Source organism: Paenibacillus woosongensis (assembly GCF_030122845.1).
GTDB classification, from domain to species: domain Bacteria; phylum Bacillota; class Bacilli; order Paenibacillales; family Paenibacillaceae; genus Fontibacillus; species Fontibacillus woosongensis_A.
Map to the genome: position 1 here is coordinate 940,501 of NZ_CP126084.1, position 16,243 is coordinate 956,743.

At 51.3% G+C, this 16,243-nt stretch carries 10 protein-coding genes, 1 pseudogene and 1 riboswitch; all 11 genes and pseudogenes read left to right on the forward strand.

The annotated features are described in order from the left end of the window. Window positions 1-70 precede the first annotated feature (70 nt). The 11 genes and pseudogenes from QNH46_RS04165 to QNH46_RS04215 all read left to right on the forward strand — a co-directional run bounded on the left by QNH46_RS04165 (window position 71) and on the right by QNH46_RS04215 (window position 16,110). Window positions 71-1,405, forward strand: a complete 1,335-nt coding sequence (locus QNH46_RS04165; RefSeq protein WP_283927049.1) for a polysaccharide deacetylase family protein — start codon at window positions 71-73, stop codon at window positions 1,403-1,405. A gap of 93 nt (window positions 1,406-1,498) precedes the next feature. After that, window positions 1,499-2,467 carry an AAA family ATPase gene (locus tag QNH46_RS04170; protein WP_283927050.1) on the forward strand — a complete coding sequence of 323 codons (969 nt, stop codon included), beginning with the start codon at window positions 1,499-1,501 and terminating at the stop codon, window positions 2,465-2,467. After that, window positions 2,464-3,747 (forward strand): DUF58 domain-containing protein, encoded by a 1,284-nt coding sequence (locus QNH46_RS04175; RefSeq protein ID WP_283927051.1) that lies wholly within the window; start codon window positions 2,464-2,466, stop codon window positions 3,745-3,747. The genes QNH46_RS04170 and QNH46_RS04175 overlap by 4 nt, the downstream gene beginning before the upstream one ends. Beyond that, entirely contained in the window at window positions 3,734-6,067 is a 2,334-nt protein-coding gene (locus QNH46_RS04180; RefSeq protein ID WP_283927052.1) for a transglutaminase-like domain-containing protein, read from the forward strand. Before QNH46_RS04175 ends, QNH46_RS04180 begins: the two co-directional genes overlap by 14 nt. A gap of 77 nt (window positions 6,068-6,144) precedes the next feature. Then, window positions 6,145-7,683, forward strand: a complete 1,539-nt coding sequence (guaA, locus tag QNH46_RS04185; protein ID WP_283927053.1) for a glutamine-hydrolyzing GMP synthase — start codon at window positions 6,145-6,147, stop codon at window positions 7,681-7,683. Between the two features lie 380 nt (window positions 7,684-8,063). Next, entirely contained in the window at window positions 8,064-8,360 is a 297-nt protein-coding gene (locus QNH46_RS04190; RefSeq protein WP_283927054.1) for a hypothetical protein, read from the forward strand. Between the two features lie 118 nt (window positions 8,361-8,478). After that, a pseudogene (locus QNH46_RS24680) lies at window positions 8,479-8,591 on the forward strand (GMP synthase (glutamine-hydrolyzing)); the annotation flags it as partial. Window positions 8,592-8,847: 256 nt separating this feature from the next. Continuing rightward, window positions 8,848-8,947, forward strand: a riboswitch (purine riboswitch). Between the two features lie 206 nt (window positions 8,948-9,153). Beyond that, a complete protein-coding gene (locus QNH46_RS04200) occupies window positions 9,154-10,527 on the forward strand; it encodes an NCS2 family permease (protein ID WP_155611940.1) in 1,374 nt (457 codons plus the stop codon). Between the two features lie 184 nt (window positions 10,528-10,711). Next, window positions 10,712-14,587 carry a phospholipid carrier-dependent glycosyltransferase gene (locus QNH46_RS04205; protein WP_283927055.1) on the forward strand — a complete coding sequence of 1,292 codons (3,876 nt, stop codon included), beginning with the start codon at window positions 10,712-10,714 and terminating at the stop codon, window positions 14,585-14,587. Between the two features lie 76 nt (window positions 14,588-14,663). Beyond that, the gene (locus QNH46_RS04210; protein WP_283927056.1) at window positions 14,664-15,674 is read left to right on the forward strand and encodes a glycosyltransferase family 2 protein; all 1,011 of its coding nucleotides are present in this window, start codon (window positions 14,664-14,666) and stop codon (window positions 15,672-15,674) included. After that, window positions 15,664-16,110: a GtrA family protein gene (locus QNH46_RS04215; RefSeq protein ID WP_283927057.1), complete on the forward strand. Its 447-nt coding sequence runs from the start codon at window positions 15,664-15,666 to the stop codon at window positions 16,108-16,110. The genes QNH46_RS04210 and QNH46_RS04215 overlap by 11 nt, the downstream gene beginning before the upstream one ends. Window positions 16,111-16,243 lie beyond the last annotated feature (133 nt).

Below are 16,243 nucleotides of genomic sequence, written 5' to 3' on the forward strand. Positions count from 1 at the left end.
TTTGAGCAGGGCGTTCATATAATCTACCAGAAACCCAATGAATTGATATAATCGCGGAGGTAGATTTTATATGAATACACAATGGCTGGCCGGATTCCCGGTGTTTCGCCTGATTAGCTTAGTAATTGCTATTGTTCTTATCGTATCCTTCATTCCCCATTCCGAGAGCCAGAGCATCATGCCTGAAGCAGCCGCCCAATCCCCTGAGGATGCGGCGGCCGTCTTCAAGGTGCCCGCTGGCGCGGTCAAACCCGCTGAATCGGCGGCTTCTTTTGCCAGAATATCCTCTTCGAAACAATCTTCTGTAACACCCGCTTCCCAGCCTCAATCCAAACCAAAAGAAGCAAACAAAGTAATCTATCTTACCTTTGATGACGGCCCTAGCAAATGGACGGATGACGTATTAGCCATATTGAAAAAAGCCGACGTGCCGGCCACATTTTTCGTGCTTGGCGAGCAAGCCAAGCGGTTTCCGGAGATCATTAGCCGGATCAATGAGGCTGGACACGCGATCGGCAACCATACTTACAATCATAAATATGATGAATTGTATGCCAGCTTCGGCGTTTTCTGGTCCCAGATTAAGGAGACGGAGGAAGTGCTCCGCAATATTACGGGAAAGCGTACTCCGCTGGTCAGAGCGCCCGGCGGAACGTACGGGCATTTCGATACAGCTTATTTTCAGCTGCTGGAGCAAGGCGGCTATAAAGTTTTCGACTGGAATCTGGACAGCGGCGACTCCAAGCGCAAAGGGGTTCCCGCCTCGGAAATCATACAAAATGCAACTCCCGCCAAGCCAGGAGACTCCGTCACATTGTTAATGCATGACGGTGCCGGACATGAGGAGACTGTGAAAGCTTTGCCCAAAATCATTGACTACTATAAGTCGCTTGGGTATGAATTCCGCGCGATAACTCCCGAGGTTCTGCCTGTTCAGTTTGCCGTATCTCCTAAAATGAAGAACAGCAAGCGACCGCAGCCTTCAAGCGGTTGGATCCAGGCCCATATCGTTCCTAACGCCGAACTATTCGGTCCTGGCGAGCCGCTTTATGTTGAGGCAGGAGGTTTGGAGACGAAGCTTGCGGCTGGCGAATACGAACTCCGGGATGGACAATTCAGAGTACCGCTGCGGGCAGTCATGGAACGGCTCGGGGCCGAGGTCAGCTGGAACGGTCTGGAGAAAAGCGCGATTGCAACCTGGGGAGATACAAGAATCATTGTCAGCTCGGCGGATGACACCATCGTCGTTGAAGCCCCCGGGGAAAGCGAAAAGAGATTTACAGCAAGCCTGGAATGGAGAAACGGGCTCCTATGGCTGCCGCTGCGTACGCTGCTGGAGGTAACCGGGCATGACATTATGTCGGTTACGGCCAATACAGAGGAGCGGCGGGTACGGGCGTCCTGATGGAAGACTGTTTCTCTTACATACGTCTATTTTAGGTAGTTTCTGGCGACAATGGTTGGTAGAATAGCGGCCGAAAATGGAGGTAGCCAGGTTATGATAGATCATTATTCAGCGGATTTGCTCGGGAAGCTGGTCAACCGGGTAGACAGTATAATAATAGGAAAAAGAAAGGAAATCGAGCTAGCCGTCGTCTGCATGCTGCAGGGCGGACATATTCTGCTCGAGGATGTGCCCGGGGTTGGCAAGACGCTGCTGGTGCGTACGCTTGCCGCCTGTCTTGGCGGCACGTTTGGAAGAATCCAGTTCACCTCGGATCTGATGCCCTCTGACGTAACCGGGGTGTCGGTGTACCGGGCGCAAACGGGACAATTTGAATTCCGGCCAGGACCGGTCATGGCGCATATCGTGCTGGCTGATGAAATTAACCGCGCGGCTCCGCGCACCCAGTCGGCCTTACTGGAGGCGATGGAAGAGCGCAAAGTGACGGTGGACGGGGTTACCCATCCGCTGCCGAAGCCTTTTTTGCTGCTGGCGACACAGAACCCATTGGATTACGAAGGGACTTACCGTTTGCCGGAAGCCCAGCTTGACCGGTTTTTGATGCGTATTTCCCTAGGTTATCCGCAGCCTGAGCAGGAGGTGGAGATGCTTGGCCGGATGCAGGAGGGAACTCCTGTTGAAGATATCCGCCCCGTGCTGCTGCTTGAGGAGATGGGGCAGATACAGCGCCAGGTCAGAAAGGTGCTTGTCGATGAGCGGATCAAGCAATATTTAGTGGGAATTGCCCATGCCTCCCGCCACCATCCCCAGCTTGCGCTCGGAATCAGTCCTCGCGGTACACTGGCCTGGATGGGGGCCGCGCAAGCGATGGCCTATTATAAAGGGCGGTCCTATGTAATTCCTGATGACGCCAAGGCGGTAGCGACCGCGGTGTTGGCCCACCGGCTTATGCTGAAGCCCGAGGCGAAACTGGCGGGGCTGCACGGAGAAGACATTGTGGAGGATTTATTGTCCCAGGGGAAGGTACCCGTATTTCAGCAGCAGCGGGGTGCGTCATCATGATGGGCAGCGGGGTTGGAGCATGGATGGCAGGCGTACCAGTCATAGGAGTTCTAGGGGCGCTCTATGCCTGGAAAGGAGGAGGAGCTTCGTTATTTCTTCTCCTGCTGGCGCTGCTTATTGGAGCTGTAGGTGCCGCTAGCCAGTTGTGCGGGCCAACAAGGGTTACTGTCCGCCGCACTTGGGCGCCTTCGGCCCCCTACGAAGGGGAAGAAATCGAGGTGACACTCCAGATTAGCCTGGAAGGCGGAATCCCTCCGCTCTGGGTTCAGGTCGAAGATGATTTGGCGGGACTTGAGCAAGAAAGAGGAAGGCTGCTGTTTTCAGGGTTTAAACGTAACTACAGTGGTACATACCGTTTGAGCGGAGTGGCCCGCGGGCTGTATACCGAAGGAAGCACGACGGTCGCATGGGGCGACGTGTTCGGCTGGTTCAAACGGGTCCGCCGCCTGCAGGGAAGGGATAAGCTGCTTGTTCAGCCGCTTCCGCTTTATATCGCGGCATGGGACGAGATGCTGGGAGGAAACGACGGAGACGGCGGACGCGCTGATATGTCGCTGAAATATGCCCCGCTATGGGGCAGCCGCTTAAGGGCCTACGAGCCGGGCGATCCGGTGAAATCGATCCACTGGAAAATAAGCGCTCGCCGCGGCGAGCTGATTACCCGTGCTCCAGAGGAAGTTTACGCATGGCCAGCCTGTCTGATTCTGGATACGGAACCGGCATCTTATTTCGTTCCGGAACGGGGAGAAATTTTTGAGATAGCCGTATCTGCAGCGGCGGCATGGCTGCAGCGGCAGAGCGAGGGGACGGACGCGTATTATTTTCGCCCGGGGCTGGGCAACAATACGCTGCAGCTAATTGGAAGAGAAGGATTGTATGAAGGGCTTGAGGTGTTAGCGCAGGTTCAGCTTGACAGCGAGCGGTTCGCGTCATTGAATGGAGCCAGATCATGGAATCACTTGGTTGTACCTGGGCAGCGGATCACGATAATCACCGGATGCTTGACTTCTTCGCTTGTCGCCAGACTGCTGCAAATGGCCGACGCTGGAGCGGTGCTGGATGTATGGTGCTCTGGCGAATCCAGTGATGAAGCTGTACACGGCTCGGATGTAGAAGAGGCTGGCATAGGGAACGGCGGTGCTGAGCATTGGGAGAAGTCTGCCGGGCATTGGTCTGCTCAATTGAGCTCGCATGGAATCCGGATGGTTCCGCTTCTATACGACTCGGCCTCCGTACAGATGAAGCCGGGCAGGGGAGGAAGAGATCATGGCATTGCCTAGCTTGCAGCAGCAGGCTCGGGAGTATCCCATTCGTTCCGGCAAGCAGGAAGCTTTCCGGCCGTGGCTGCACAGAATAGCAGTTTCACTGCTGCTGTACGCCCTTTTTGCGGAATGCTTGTACCCTCTTTACGCCATTGTGGTTGAGCATGAGAGAAGGGTGGTTACCGTCTTTCTTTACCTGACGGCAGCTCTTCTACTGGCCGGTTCTCTGCGACTGGCCACATGGGTGCAGGCGGTGTTGTACTTGATGCTTATTGGCGGGACATTGTTCTATATGTTCGGGTTGCAGGAAGGCATGTCGTGGATTAGCGGGTATGGAACTGTTGTGGCTCAGGATATCGCTGCGGTATTTCAAACGGGGCGGCTGAACGAAGCGAGTCCGGAGTTGCGAATGCTGCTCTTGCTGATCGGGTGGAGCTTGCTGGTCGTATCTGTTCAGATGCTGGCCATCGGCAGGCAGACGATTTTGCTGTTCCTGGCGGTCGTCATCGTTTATTTGCTGACAATCGAGCTGATCTTCGATGCCCCGATATTTTATAACCTGGCGCGGGCAGCGGGAATTGGCCTTGCGATCCAGTGCTATGCGTTTGCCATGCAGATGAGGGAACAGGGGTATATCAAGCAGAAACCTTCATTTAAAAATGGAAAATCACACAAGGAGCATGCTTACAAAATCATGGCTCCCCTCACGGTTGCGGGACTTGTCGGTTGCGCCGCGGCAATGAGTCTTCTGCTGCCGGCCCAGCCGGTTCAGCAGCAGCCTTTACAGGCATTGATCAAAAGCCTTCAGGGCTGGTATCAAAAGGAGGGCTGGGCCGAAGCAAGCGTGACGAGCTCGAGCGTATCGGGCTACGGGCGGGATGACGGTGAGCTCGGTGCGCCGCTCCAGCTCCGGTGGGATACGTATTTTACGGCGAAATCTCCGGTTTCTGTTTATTGGCGGGGGGAGAGTAAAAGCGTGTACACTGGCCGCGGCTGGCTGCAACCTGCGACGGGAGAGGAAGTGCAAGTGCTTGCTAGCGGGGAGGGAACTGGCTTGCTGCCGCAGGAAGATGTTATCGCGGGCGGCAGCAAGATCCGGCAAACGATCACGTTTCAGAAGCCAGTTACAGGGCAGCTGCCGCTGCTGAGCGGAGGCATTCCGGTCCAAGTCGACCACGTATTTGTCGGGGAGGGCAGGAGCGTTCCGTTTGCCGCCAGGTTTGACCAAGCTGCCGGAGCCATGTATTTGGACAGAGCCGGACAAGCTCAGCAGACTTCTTCAATGGAGGGGATCCAGGGCTACGAGCTGACGGTCATTCGGCAGCCGACAGCCGGAGGGTATCTCAGGCAGCTGGAAGATGGAGAACCGGCATCGATTAGCGAGCGGTATCTGCAGCTGCCGGATAGCTTGCCGGAGCGGGTTCGCGAGCTGGGTAAATCGCTCGTGCAGGACACCGGCAATCGCTATGATGCGGCGATGGCCATAGCTAAATATTTGAAGCAGCATTACTCCTACAATTTGAATTCGGCGATCCCGCCAGCGGATGAAGATTTTGTCGACCGGTTCCTGTTTGTTGACCGCCAGGGTTATTGCGACCATTTCTCTACAGCTATGGTCGTGCTGCTGCGCAGCGGCGACATTCCAGCCCGCTGGGTCAAAGGCTTCACGCCTGGAGAGCGAAGCAAGGAAGAGCCTGACTTGTACACGATATCGTATGCGGATGCCCATGCGTGGGTGGAGGTGTATTTTCCTGGGGAGGGCTGGGTTCCGTTCGACCCGACCCCGGGCTACGATTCCATCTTGTCGGCTTCGCCCCGGATAAGCGGTCAGTTTCTGCCTGCATGGATTCGGGAATTCGCGAACAGTGCATCGGTCCTGCCTGCAGCTATAAAATCTATGCTGGATCATGGAATGCTCATCTTATGGAAATCATTAGTAAAAGCGCCGTTGATTTGGACTGCCGGATTACTTGGCGTGTGGCCTATGATTTGGTTGATCATGTGGATGGGGAGAAACAGTACGGTCTGGCGCGATTTATTAACGCTTCAGCGGATCATTGCCCGGCCGCGCAGCCGTTTTCCTGACCAGAAGCTGCTGCTGCATATCGCCGACCGGGTCTGGCAGCAGATTTACCGCATGTATGGAAATAAACCGGAAGGCATGACCGCCAGAGAATACGTGGATTTTCTAGGTGCTCAAGAAACGGCTAATCTTGGCAAATTAGAGGAGTTTGTCCGGGAATGGGAATTACTCTATTATGGAGGATTCAGACCCGACCGGATGAATAGCCGAAATTTTCTGGAGTTATGCCGAAATTTGGCTCTGCGCCGTGGATAAGATGTCTTCCGAACGTTCTTGACGACTACTTTTGTCGTTTCGTATAATTAGGTTCATGAATTGAGGGAGGCTCGGTAATGAATAAGCCAAATGAATTGATTGTCGTTCTTGATTTTGGAGGACAGTACAATCAGCTGATAGCAAGAAGAATTCGCGATTTGGGTGTATACAGCGAATTGTTGCCATACAATACTTCGGTAGAGCGGCTGCGGGAAATGGCCCCTAAGGGCATCGTTCTCTCTGGCGGTCCTTCCAGTGTGTATGCAGAAAATGCACCGCAAATTGATCCTGCTGTGTATGACATCGGTGTGCCGATTTTCGGGATTTGTTACGGAATGCAATTGATGGCGCATCAGCTCGGCGGAAAGGTAGAACGTGCGGCTAAGCGTGAATACGGGAAGGCAGACGTGAATTTCGCCGAGCATTCGGCGCTCACGAAAGGCCTGGAATCGAAGCAGACGGTATGGATGAGCCATGGCGACCATGTCGTGGAACTGCCGAAAGGCTTCGTCGTCGATGCATCGACGGAGCACGCTCCAATCGCTGGCTTTGCGAACAAAGAGCGCCGGTTGTACGGCGTCCAGTTCCATCCGGAGGTACGCCACTCCGTGCATGGAAATGAAATGATCCGCAATTTCCTGTATGAAGTTTGCGGATGCGAAGGCAACTGGAGCATGGAGACGTTCATCGAGGATGCGATTCAGGATATCCGTACGCAGGTCGGCGATAAGAAGGTACTCTGTGCGCTGAGCGGCGGCGTTGATTCCTCTGTAGTCGCCATGCTTATCCACAAAGCGGTAGGCGATCAGTTGACCTGTATGTTCATCGATCACGGATTGCTGCGCAAAGGCGAGGCCGAGAGCGTAATGGAGACGTTTGTCGGCAAATTCGACATGAAGGTTGTCAAGATTGATGCGCGCGAACGTTTCCTGTCCAAGCTGGCAGGCGTCGATGATCCAGAGCAAAAGCGGAAAATCATCGGTAATGAGTTTATTTACGTGTTCGAGGAAGAATCCAAGCAGTTTGACGATTTCGCATTTTTAGCGCAAGGTACGCTTTACACCGATATCGTGGAGAGCGGCACGGCTACGGCCCAGACGATCAAGTCTCACCATAACGTCGGCGGACTGCCGGAGGATATGAAGTTTGAGCTCGTTGAGCCTCTGAAGGCCTTGTTCAAGGACGAGGTTCGCAAAGTGGGCGAGGAATGCGGTCTGCCATCGGAAATCGTATGGAGACAGCCGTTCCCTGGACCGGGCCTGGCCATCCGCGTATTGGGCGAAGTCACGGAGGACAAACTCAAAATTGTCCGCGATTCCGACTACATTCTGCGCGAAGAGATCGCTAAAGCAGGTCTTGACCGCGAAATTTGGCAGTACTTTACGGCCCTGCCGAACATGAAGAGCGTTGGGGTTATGGGCGATGCCCGGACATACTCCTACACCGTCGGCATCCGCGCGGTCACTTCCATCGACGGCATGACCGCCGACTGGGCGCGTATTCCGTGGGATGTGCTGGAGAAGATTTCGGTGCGCATCGTCAACGAGGTAGAGAACGTTAACCGTGTGGTGTATGACATTACATCGAAGCCGCCGGCGACGATTGAGTGGGAATAGGCTGAGTGGATTCAACGCCGTCAATTGCTGAGAAACCTTGATACACAAGGGCTTCCAGCGTTGGTGGAATTGAAATTCTGCGTACACCTGCAACAATAGAGTGCAAAAATTACTCCCTTTTATCTGCGTTATTTAGCAAATAGAAGGGAGTATTTTTTTATGACCAAAGTTAATGAATTGATCGAGGATTTCAAACTTGTTTCGATTACATAGGTGGGAACGGTTTACGGTTAAAGAGTTAGGTGTTACCGGGGAGATTTCTGCAGTGCGGATATATGAAATCCTGCTTTTATTGTTATGGAACAAATAAAACTATTATTTACTATATATTGATTCTATGGTAATATTATCCTTAAATATTATTATAAGGAGATAATTCTATGAAAAAAATCTTCTCGTCTTTTTCCGTATCTGTTCTCGTTGCTTCTCTGTTAGTCATCCCTGTGTCTGCTGACCAAGCAATCACGCAACATCATAGTAACAAAGGAGTAGTGCAGGCAGGTGGTTATTGTCCTACATGTACTGCTGTTGGTCTTCGTTACCCCAAAAAAGATTACCCTAACAAAAGTGATTTTATTGGAACCAGTATTCAATACAATGGCTACACGTATTATTTTCATAGCGTTGATGAAAGCTTGTCTACAGCTACTCATTGGTGGACAAACTGGGTCAGATAGTTTAAATGTTTCATATGAGAGAGCTTATATACAGGCTCTCTTGTTTATTCTTGCTAATTTTAGCATCAAATCTTCTTTCAATTTCATGCTGTTATGGGATTAAGAGAAGTGAGCGCTGCGTATTCCGTCGGATGAGCTGGAGAAGATTTCCGTCCACATCGTCAACGAGGTGGAGAACGTCAACCGTGTTGTGATGACATCACGTCTAAGCCTCCGGCGACGACTGAGTAGGGATAAAAACATAAAAAATGAAGTATAAAAAGGCGACTTCCATTTTGAAGCCGCCTTTTTACTGTGTACACTTAGCAGAGGTTGGTTTTGTCGAACTGTGAAAAACAATGTCGAATCACTATTTTTAACAAATCACGAACAATTGCATCAATTGGTTAAAAAAACATTCGCTTTTTCTGTTGACAAGCTGAGTCTTCAAGCCTAGAATAAGTCATGTAATAAGTCTTTGAAACAAGACTTGTACGGGAAAATTCGACAAATTCAAATAGATGCTTTTCGTATAATTCCGGGAATTGGCCCGGAAGTCTCTACGAGGTCACCGTAATGATCTGGCTACGAAAAGAAGACATCGGAACATGTCTGCGATGGAGACGATTGTGGAAGGTTAGCGATCTCGCCAGTTAACGCTATAGAATGTTAATGGACGGACGTTTTAACTACTGCTGCTCATTCCAGTCCAGACATGGCTACGGTATCTTCTGCTCAGCACGGGACCCGGGGATGTATTGTCACTCCGGGCTTTTTGTCGTTCCCGACTCATTCTAAGGAGGAATCATTAACCATGGATCGGTTCTTTAAACTTAAGGAACACGGCACAAATGTAAGAACGGAAATTATTGCAGGTGTTACAACGTTCATGACGATGGCTTACATCCTGTTCGTGAACAATCTGTTCTTGGGCCCGGGTGGTGCGGGTATCCCTTCAGACGGTGTATTCTTTGCTACTGCGGTTGGTGCGGGTCTGATTACGATTCTCATGGGACTGTTCGTTAACATCCCCATTGCGCTCGCCCCAGGTATGGGTCTGAATGCGTACTTCATGACCGTCGTTCTCAGCTCTAACGGAGCAATTACATGGCAAGCGGCTCTGGGTGCTGTCTTCATCTCAGGTATTATCTTCCTGATCCTTACGGTGACGAAAATTCGTCAAATGCTCCTTGTGGCAGTGCCAGAAAGCATTAAGTCTGCCATTACAGTCGGTATCGGTCTTTTCGTAGCTATTATCGGCTTCAAAATGAGCAACCTGATCGGCATTAATTTGAACGGACCGGTTGAAGACTTTACTCAGCAGGTGCCAGGCAGCTTCTTCAACCTGGGTCTCGGTGATTTCGTACACGATTCCGGTGTACAATTAACACTCATCGGTCTGATTCTAATCGCTATTCTTATGGCGCTTCGCGTCAAGGGCGCATTGCTGATCGGTATCGTGGCAACGACGTTGATCGGTATCCCGATGGGCGTAACCGATGTCAGCGGATTGTCCGGCGCAAGCTGGTTCCCGAACGTAAATGAGCTGGCTGTCGGCAAGCTCGATATTATGGGTGCGCTCAAGCTGGGATTGTTTGAAATCGTATTGGTGTTCACCTTCGTTGAATTGTTCGACACGTTTGGAACTTTGGTAGGTACGGCAACGCGTGCCGGACTGATGAAGAATAAAGAAGAAGGCGAGAAGAAGATCGGTAAAGCAATGCTGGTTGACGCGGCTGGCGTTAGCGCTGGTGCGGTTCTCGGTACGAGCACGATCACTTCTTATGTTGAGAGTACAGCTGGTGTTGCCGAAGGCGGACGTACGGGACTGACTGCAGTAACAACAGGCGTTCTGTTCTTGCTTGCATTGTTCATCGCTCCTCTTGCAGGCGTGGTACCTTCCGCAGCAACAGCGCCAGCGCTGATCATCGTAGGCGTGCTGATGATGGGACAAGTCCGCAATATTGAGTGGGATGATTTCCTTCATGCATTCCCTGCGTTCCTGACGATTGTGCTTATGCCGTTTACTGGCGGTATTGCCAACGGGATTTCGGCAGGTATTATCTCTTACGTGCTTCTTGGCGTTTGCAGCAATATCTTTACGAACAAGAAGGTTAAAGTTCACTGGTTAATGTGGGTGCTGGCTGTTCTTGTGCTTTGCCGCTATATCTTCCTGGGCGCCGAGTAATTTAGCGCAGTCTCAATAATAATTTCATATAGTAGGTTTCGATATTTCCAAGACTGGCCGCTTATGCGGCCGGTCTTTTTTTATATTTCGAATCTATGAATTTGTAGGCATAATCTCTGAATCCCTACGTATATTGGTACAAGCATAAAATGTCAATCAATACTCGTATGGGGTGGAATTGGACATGCCAAGTTTTGTGAAGCGGGCAGCGATGCTGCTGGCCATCGGTATTTTTGCGTTATTTACGCCATTTGAGCCAGGAACGGTTCGTGCACTGGAACATAACCTGGTGCAGAATCCCGGATTTGAGCTGGGAGATTCGGAAGCTCCTGAAGCTTGGGAGACGGATCGTTGGTCCAGAGAGGAAGGAGCCAGCCAATTCGGGTTAATCCAGGGGGATGCGCACAGCGGAGATCAGTCGGCTTGGATCGAAAATGTGGAGCCGGATCACGCCAAATGGGTGCAGCGGGTTACGGTGGAGCCCGGCTCTAAGTATTTGATTTCCGCCTGGATCAAAGTGCTGAGCATCGGAGGCGGGGAGATTGGCGCGAATATTTTTCCGCTTGGCGTAGGAGGAGCTTATCCCCATGTTATCGAGCCTTCTGGAGAGTGGCAGCAGATCCAGTTCTATGGGGAGTCGGGCCCGGAGCAGAGGGAGCTGAAAATCGCCGCCGCCCTAGGCGGCTATGGAAGGCTCAATACAGGCAAAGCTCTGTTTGACGATATTCGCGTCGAAAAGGTGGAGTCGCTGCCGGCCGGAATAACCGCTTTGCCGCTGAGCACAGATATATCCGGAAATATAGGCGGCGGGGTGGATCATCCTGACGGTGAGACTGGACTTGGAATTGGCGCGGCAAGCTCAGCGGCGACCTCCCATGTCCCGGTATTGCCGATTATGCTGTGGTCAGCGCTATTCGTTATTTTGTTTACCTGGATGTATCGGCGCATGATCACGGAGAGTCATCCCCTGGATCGCAGTGCTTCTTACCAGGGCTGGATGTGGCTTGTGATGATTGCCGGGCTGCTGCTTCGGATTTGGATCGGGTATACGGTTCGCGGATTTGAGACCGATCTGAACACTTTCATGGGCTGGGCCCATCATGCGGTAGATAAAGGCCTCGGAGGTTTTTATAGCGAAGGGGTTTTTGCTGACTATCCGCCGGGCTACATCTATGTTTTGTACGTCTTAGGCTTGACGCAAAAATGGCTTGGTTTAGGTTATGGTTCGGCAGGAGCGCTGCTGCTCTTCAAGCTCCCTTCGATACTGGCGGATTTGGCTGCAGGATATTTACTGTATCGCGTGGGATGCCGCAAGTTTGGGGGCAGGCTCGGCTGGGCTCTGGCGACCGTGTATTTGTTCAATCCGGCCGTGCTCATCAATTCTGCGGGCTGGGGACAAGCGGATGCGTTCTATGCCTTGTTCCTGATCAGTTCGCTTACGGCTCTTAGCGAGCGGCGTTTAGAGAAATCGGCAGTGTGGTTTGCAATTGCCGCGATTATTAAGCCGCAGACGTTTATTTTTACACCGGTATGGCTGCTGGCCCTTCTGTACTACCGTTCCTGGAAACGCATTTCCGTCAGTGTTCTGCTTGGAGCTGCGGTATTCGCCTTGCTGGCTCTTCCTTTTTTCTGGAATCAGGGAGGGCTGCCTGCTCTCATCGATTTATACAAAACAACGCTAGCCTCCTACCCCTACGCCACGGTTAATGCGTTCAATTTATATGCGCTTTTCGGCCATAACTGGGCTCCTCTTGATCAGAGGTGGCTGCTGCTTCCTTTCCGGACATGGGGGATGCTGTTCATCCTGGCAGCGGTAGCTTATGCCGTCTATATTTCCCTCCGCAGACGCGGACGTGACTTGACCAAGACTTTCTTCATTGCCCTGGCGCTCATCGTCATTGTGTTTGTAGCGGGAACAAAAATGCATGAACGTTATATGTTCCCGGCGCTGCTGTTATGTTTGTTTAGCTTCATCCAATCCCGGGATCGCCGTCTGCTCTATCTGTACCTCGGCTTCAGTCTGACGCAGTATGTCAACGTCGCTTATGTTCTAGGGCATCTGAACCTAGGCATGAGTCCGGGCAATGATGGGATCGTACTGCTCTGCTCGCTCGCCAACGTAGTGCTGCTGGTATGTACGCTGATTACGGGATATCGCATGTATGTGCAAAAAAAACGCCAGCCGACCAAACGTCAGGCCGAAAAGGAACGAGAAGCTAACGACGCTTTGCTGCTGGAAGAGCTAGCTTTCAAAGGGCGGCGGAGCTTGTACAAAATCCGATTCCAAAGCAGGGATTGGCTCTGGGTTGGCCTGGTCACTTTACTGTATGCAGCGCTAGCCTTGTACCAATTAGGATCGACAAAGGCACCGGTTACCGAATGGAGGCCGACAAAGCCGGTCAGCTTTTATGTAGATTTCGGCGAGGCTAAGACTGTGGATCGTGTTCATTTTTTCGGTGGAGCTTCAACGGGAGCGTTCAAATTGGACTTCGGGAATGATCCTGCATCCTGGGAAAAAACGGTTGAACTTTCCGATGATATAGGTGCGGTCTTCGCCTGGAAAAGCGAGGCGGTCGGCATAGAAGCCAGGTACGCCCGGATTACGGTAGAGCATGTCGGCATTTCGCTGCATGAAATGGCATTTTATGAAGCGGGGCACGACAAGCCTGTCCCTATTGCTGGTATATATGATGAAACGGAAGGGGCAAAAGGGAGCGACCGGAGCGCTTTGTTATTTGATGAGGCATCGACCTCAGTAGTTTATCCAGGTTTTATTAACGGCACTTATTTCGATGAAATATATCATGCCAGAACTGCATATGAATATTGGCATCATTTGCCTCCGTATGAAACGACGCATCCGCCGCTCGGCAAGCTGCTGATCGGACTGGGCATGCAGCTGTTCGGCTTCAGCCCATTAGGCTGGCGTATCGCAGGAACATGGTTTGGAGCGGCGATGCTGCCGTTAATTTACCGGTTTGCTCTGCAGCTCTTCGGGCAGCGAAAATATGCAGTCATGTCTATGGTGCTCCTTGCAGCTGAGTTTATGCATTTTGCGCAGACGCGTATCGCGACGATTGACGTTTACGCCGTGTTTTTTATCCTGCTGATGTTTTATGGCATGAATCGTTATCTGCACATGAACTTTCATAAGCAGCCCCTGGGTAAAACGCTGGTTCCCCTGGCCTGGACGGGATTATTTTTCGGCATCGGAATTTCGACTAAATGGATTGTGTTGTATGGCGGCGCAGGGCTGGCGATGATGCTGCTTCTGTCTTTACTAAGCCGCTATAAGGAATATGCTGCCGTCAAACGCAGAGTTAAAGCCCGTGGAGGGAATGAAGAACCGGAGCAGCAGGAGCTATATCACCGTATTCAAGAAGGCTTCTGGCGAAAGACGCTGATTACTTTAGGTTGCTGCTGTATCTTTTTCGTGGCAATCCCTGCCGTGATCTACAGCTTAAGCTATATACCTGCTCTTGCTGCTACAGAGGGCGGTTTCAATTTAAGCAATTTAATTCAGGCGCAAAAAGATATGTTCGACTATCACAGCAGACTTGTAGGGAGTCATCCGTTTGCTTCATCTTGGTGGGAATGGCCCCTGATGAAGAGGCCTGTCTGGTTCTACAGTGCGCAGGGCGAAGCCGGCGGTCTGGCTAGGGGGATGGTGTCCAGCATCGTGACGATAGGCAGCCCGCTGATTTGGTGGACTGGAATCGTCGCTATGGCTGCGGCGCTATGGCTAACCGTGAAGCGGCGAGAATTCGGGAAGTATGTCATTTGGATTTCTTTTCTGGCCCAATATATTCCTTGGATGCTTGTTACGCGGGAGACATTCCTCTACCACTATTTCGCGATGGTGCCTTTTGTGATTGTGGCTATCGTGTATATCACTAGTCTTGCCGAGCAAAAATGGGCCCGCTTCAAGTACGTTAGATATGCGTTTATATGCGCTGCGGTGCTGCTGTTTGCGATGTTCTATCCCGTTCTGTCAGGGATGGCGGTGAATTCGGGATACGTTGAGCATGTGCTGAGATGGTTCCCGACCTGGATATTTTAGTTCTCAGGTGTGGTTTTTTTGGCTGGGAAAGCAGAGATGGCCAGGATGTAAGTTATCAGGTGAAGGAGGGGCAGTTATGGAAATAGGCTGCAGCGTTATCGTACCGATGTTTAATGAAGAGGAAGTGATTGAGCATACGTATCATCGCCTGAAGCAGGTCATGGATTGTGTAGAGGAAGGTTATGAGATTATTTTTGTAAACGACGGAAGCCGGGACAGAACTGCCCAAATGGTTGAAGCAATTTGCCATAAAGACCCGAATGTGAAGTTAATCCAGTTCTCCAGGAATTTTGGACATCAGGTAGCGATCAGCGCTGGAATGGACTATGCCTCTGGCCGCTGCGTCGTTATTATCGATGCCGATTTGCAGGATCCGCCCGAACTTATTCTGGAAATGCTCAGTAAATGGAGAGAGGGTTACGAAGTGGTGTACGGCAAGCGTATCAAGCGCAAAGGCGAGAGTGTATTCAAGAAAACGACCGCGCTGCTGTTTTATCGGCTGCTCGGGAGAATGACGAAGGTAGACATTCCGCTCGATACCGGGGATTTTCGCCTAATCGACCGGAAAGTGTGCGATGTGCTGAAAAGCTTAAAGGAGAAAAACCGCTTTGTTCGCGGATTGGTAGGCTGGGCGGGCTTTCGGCAAACGAGTGTAGAGTATGTGCGCGATGAGCGTTTTGCAGGTGTCACGAAATATCCATTGCGGAAAATGATTTCGTTTGCTCTGGATGGCATCACCTCTTTTTCGCATAAACCGTTAAAGATGGCTTCATATATTGGAGTTATTCTGTCGCTTTCCAGCTTCATCTACCTGTTCGTCGTATTGTTTCAAAAATGGTTTGAGCTGGGGACGGTCCCTGGGTGGGCTTCGATCGTGGCGATTAATCTGTTCTTCAACGGCATTGTGCTCATGCTGCTGGGTGTGATGGGGGAGTACATCGGGCGGATTTACGATGAGTCCAAGGATAGGCCGCTTTATATCGTGCGGGAGACTACAGGCTTTCAGCGAGAGGATGCAAATCCGCCTGCCCGGCCATCGTATGTACCGGAGGGAGTGAATGCGCAGGTGGAGGAGTATGCGGGATAACGGAGGAGGACGTGTTGCTATACAGTTTCTGAAATTCAATGCTGTCGGGCTGATCAATACGGCGATCGATTTTTCGTTTTTTACTCTACTGCTGTTTTTCGGGATGGGCAGTCTCGGGGCGCAGGTCATATCATACGCTGCGGGAACGCTGAACAGTTATATATTGAATAAAAAAATTACGTTCGCCGATCAGGAAGGCGGCTGGGGGGGGCGGAGCATGTTTGTTATTGGACAGTTTGCTCGGTTTGCCGCATTGAACGCAGCAGTTCTTGCTCTATCATTAATGATGCTTTTTGTATTAATCTCACTGGCCGGATTGCATCCGCTGACATCTAAAGTGCTGGTCACGGCAGTCACTGTAGGCTTGAATTTTTTGGGAAGCCGGAAATGGGTATTTGCCAAACAAACTTATGGGCACGACAGAATGGAAGGATGAAATATCGCTAACGGAGACTGTTTTCTTTGAATATAATTTTGGATTTGATGAAGAAGACAGGCATAAGTGCAGCAGAAGTTCAATAAAGATGGATTGAGGAAAAGTGAATTAACTATCGTATTGGAGTGGGACT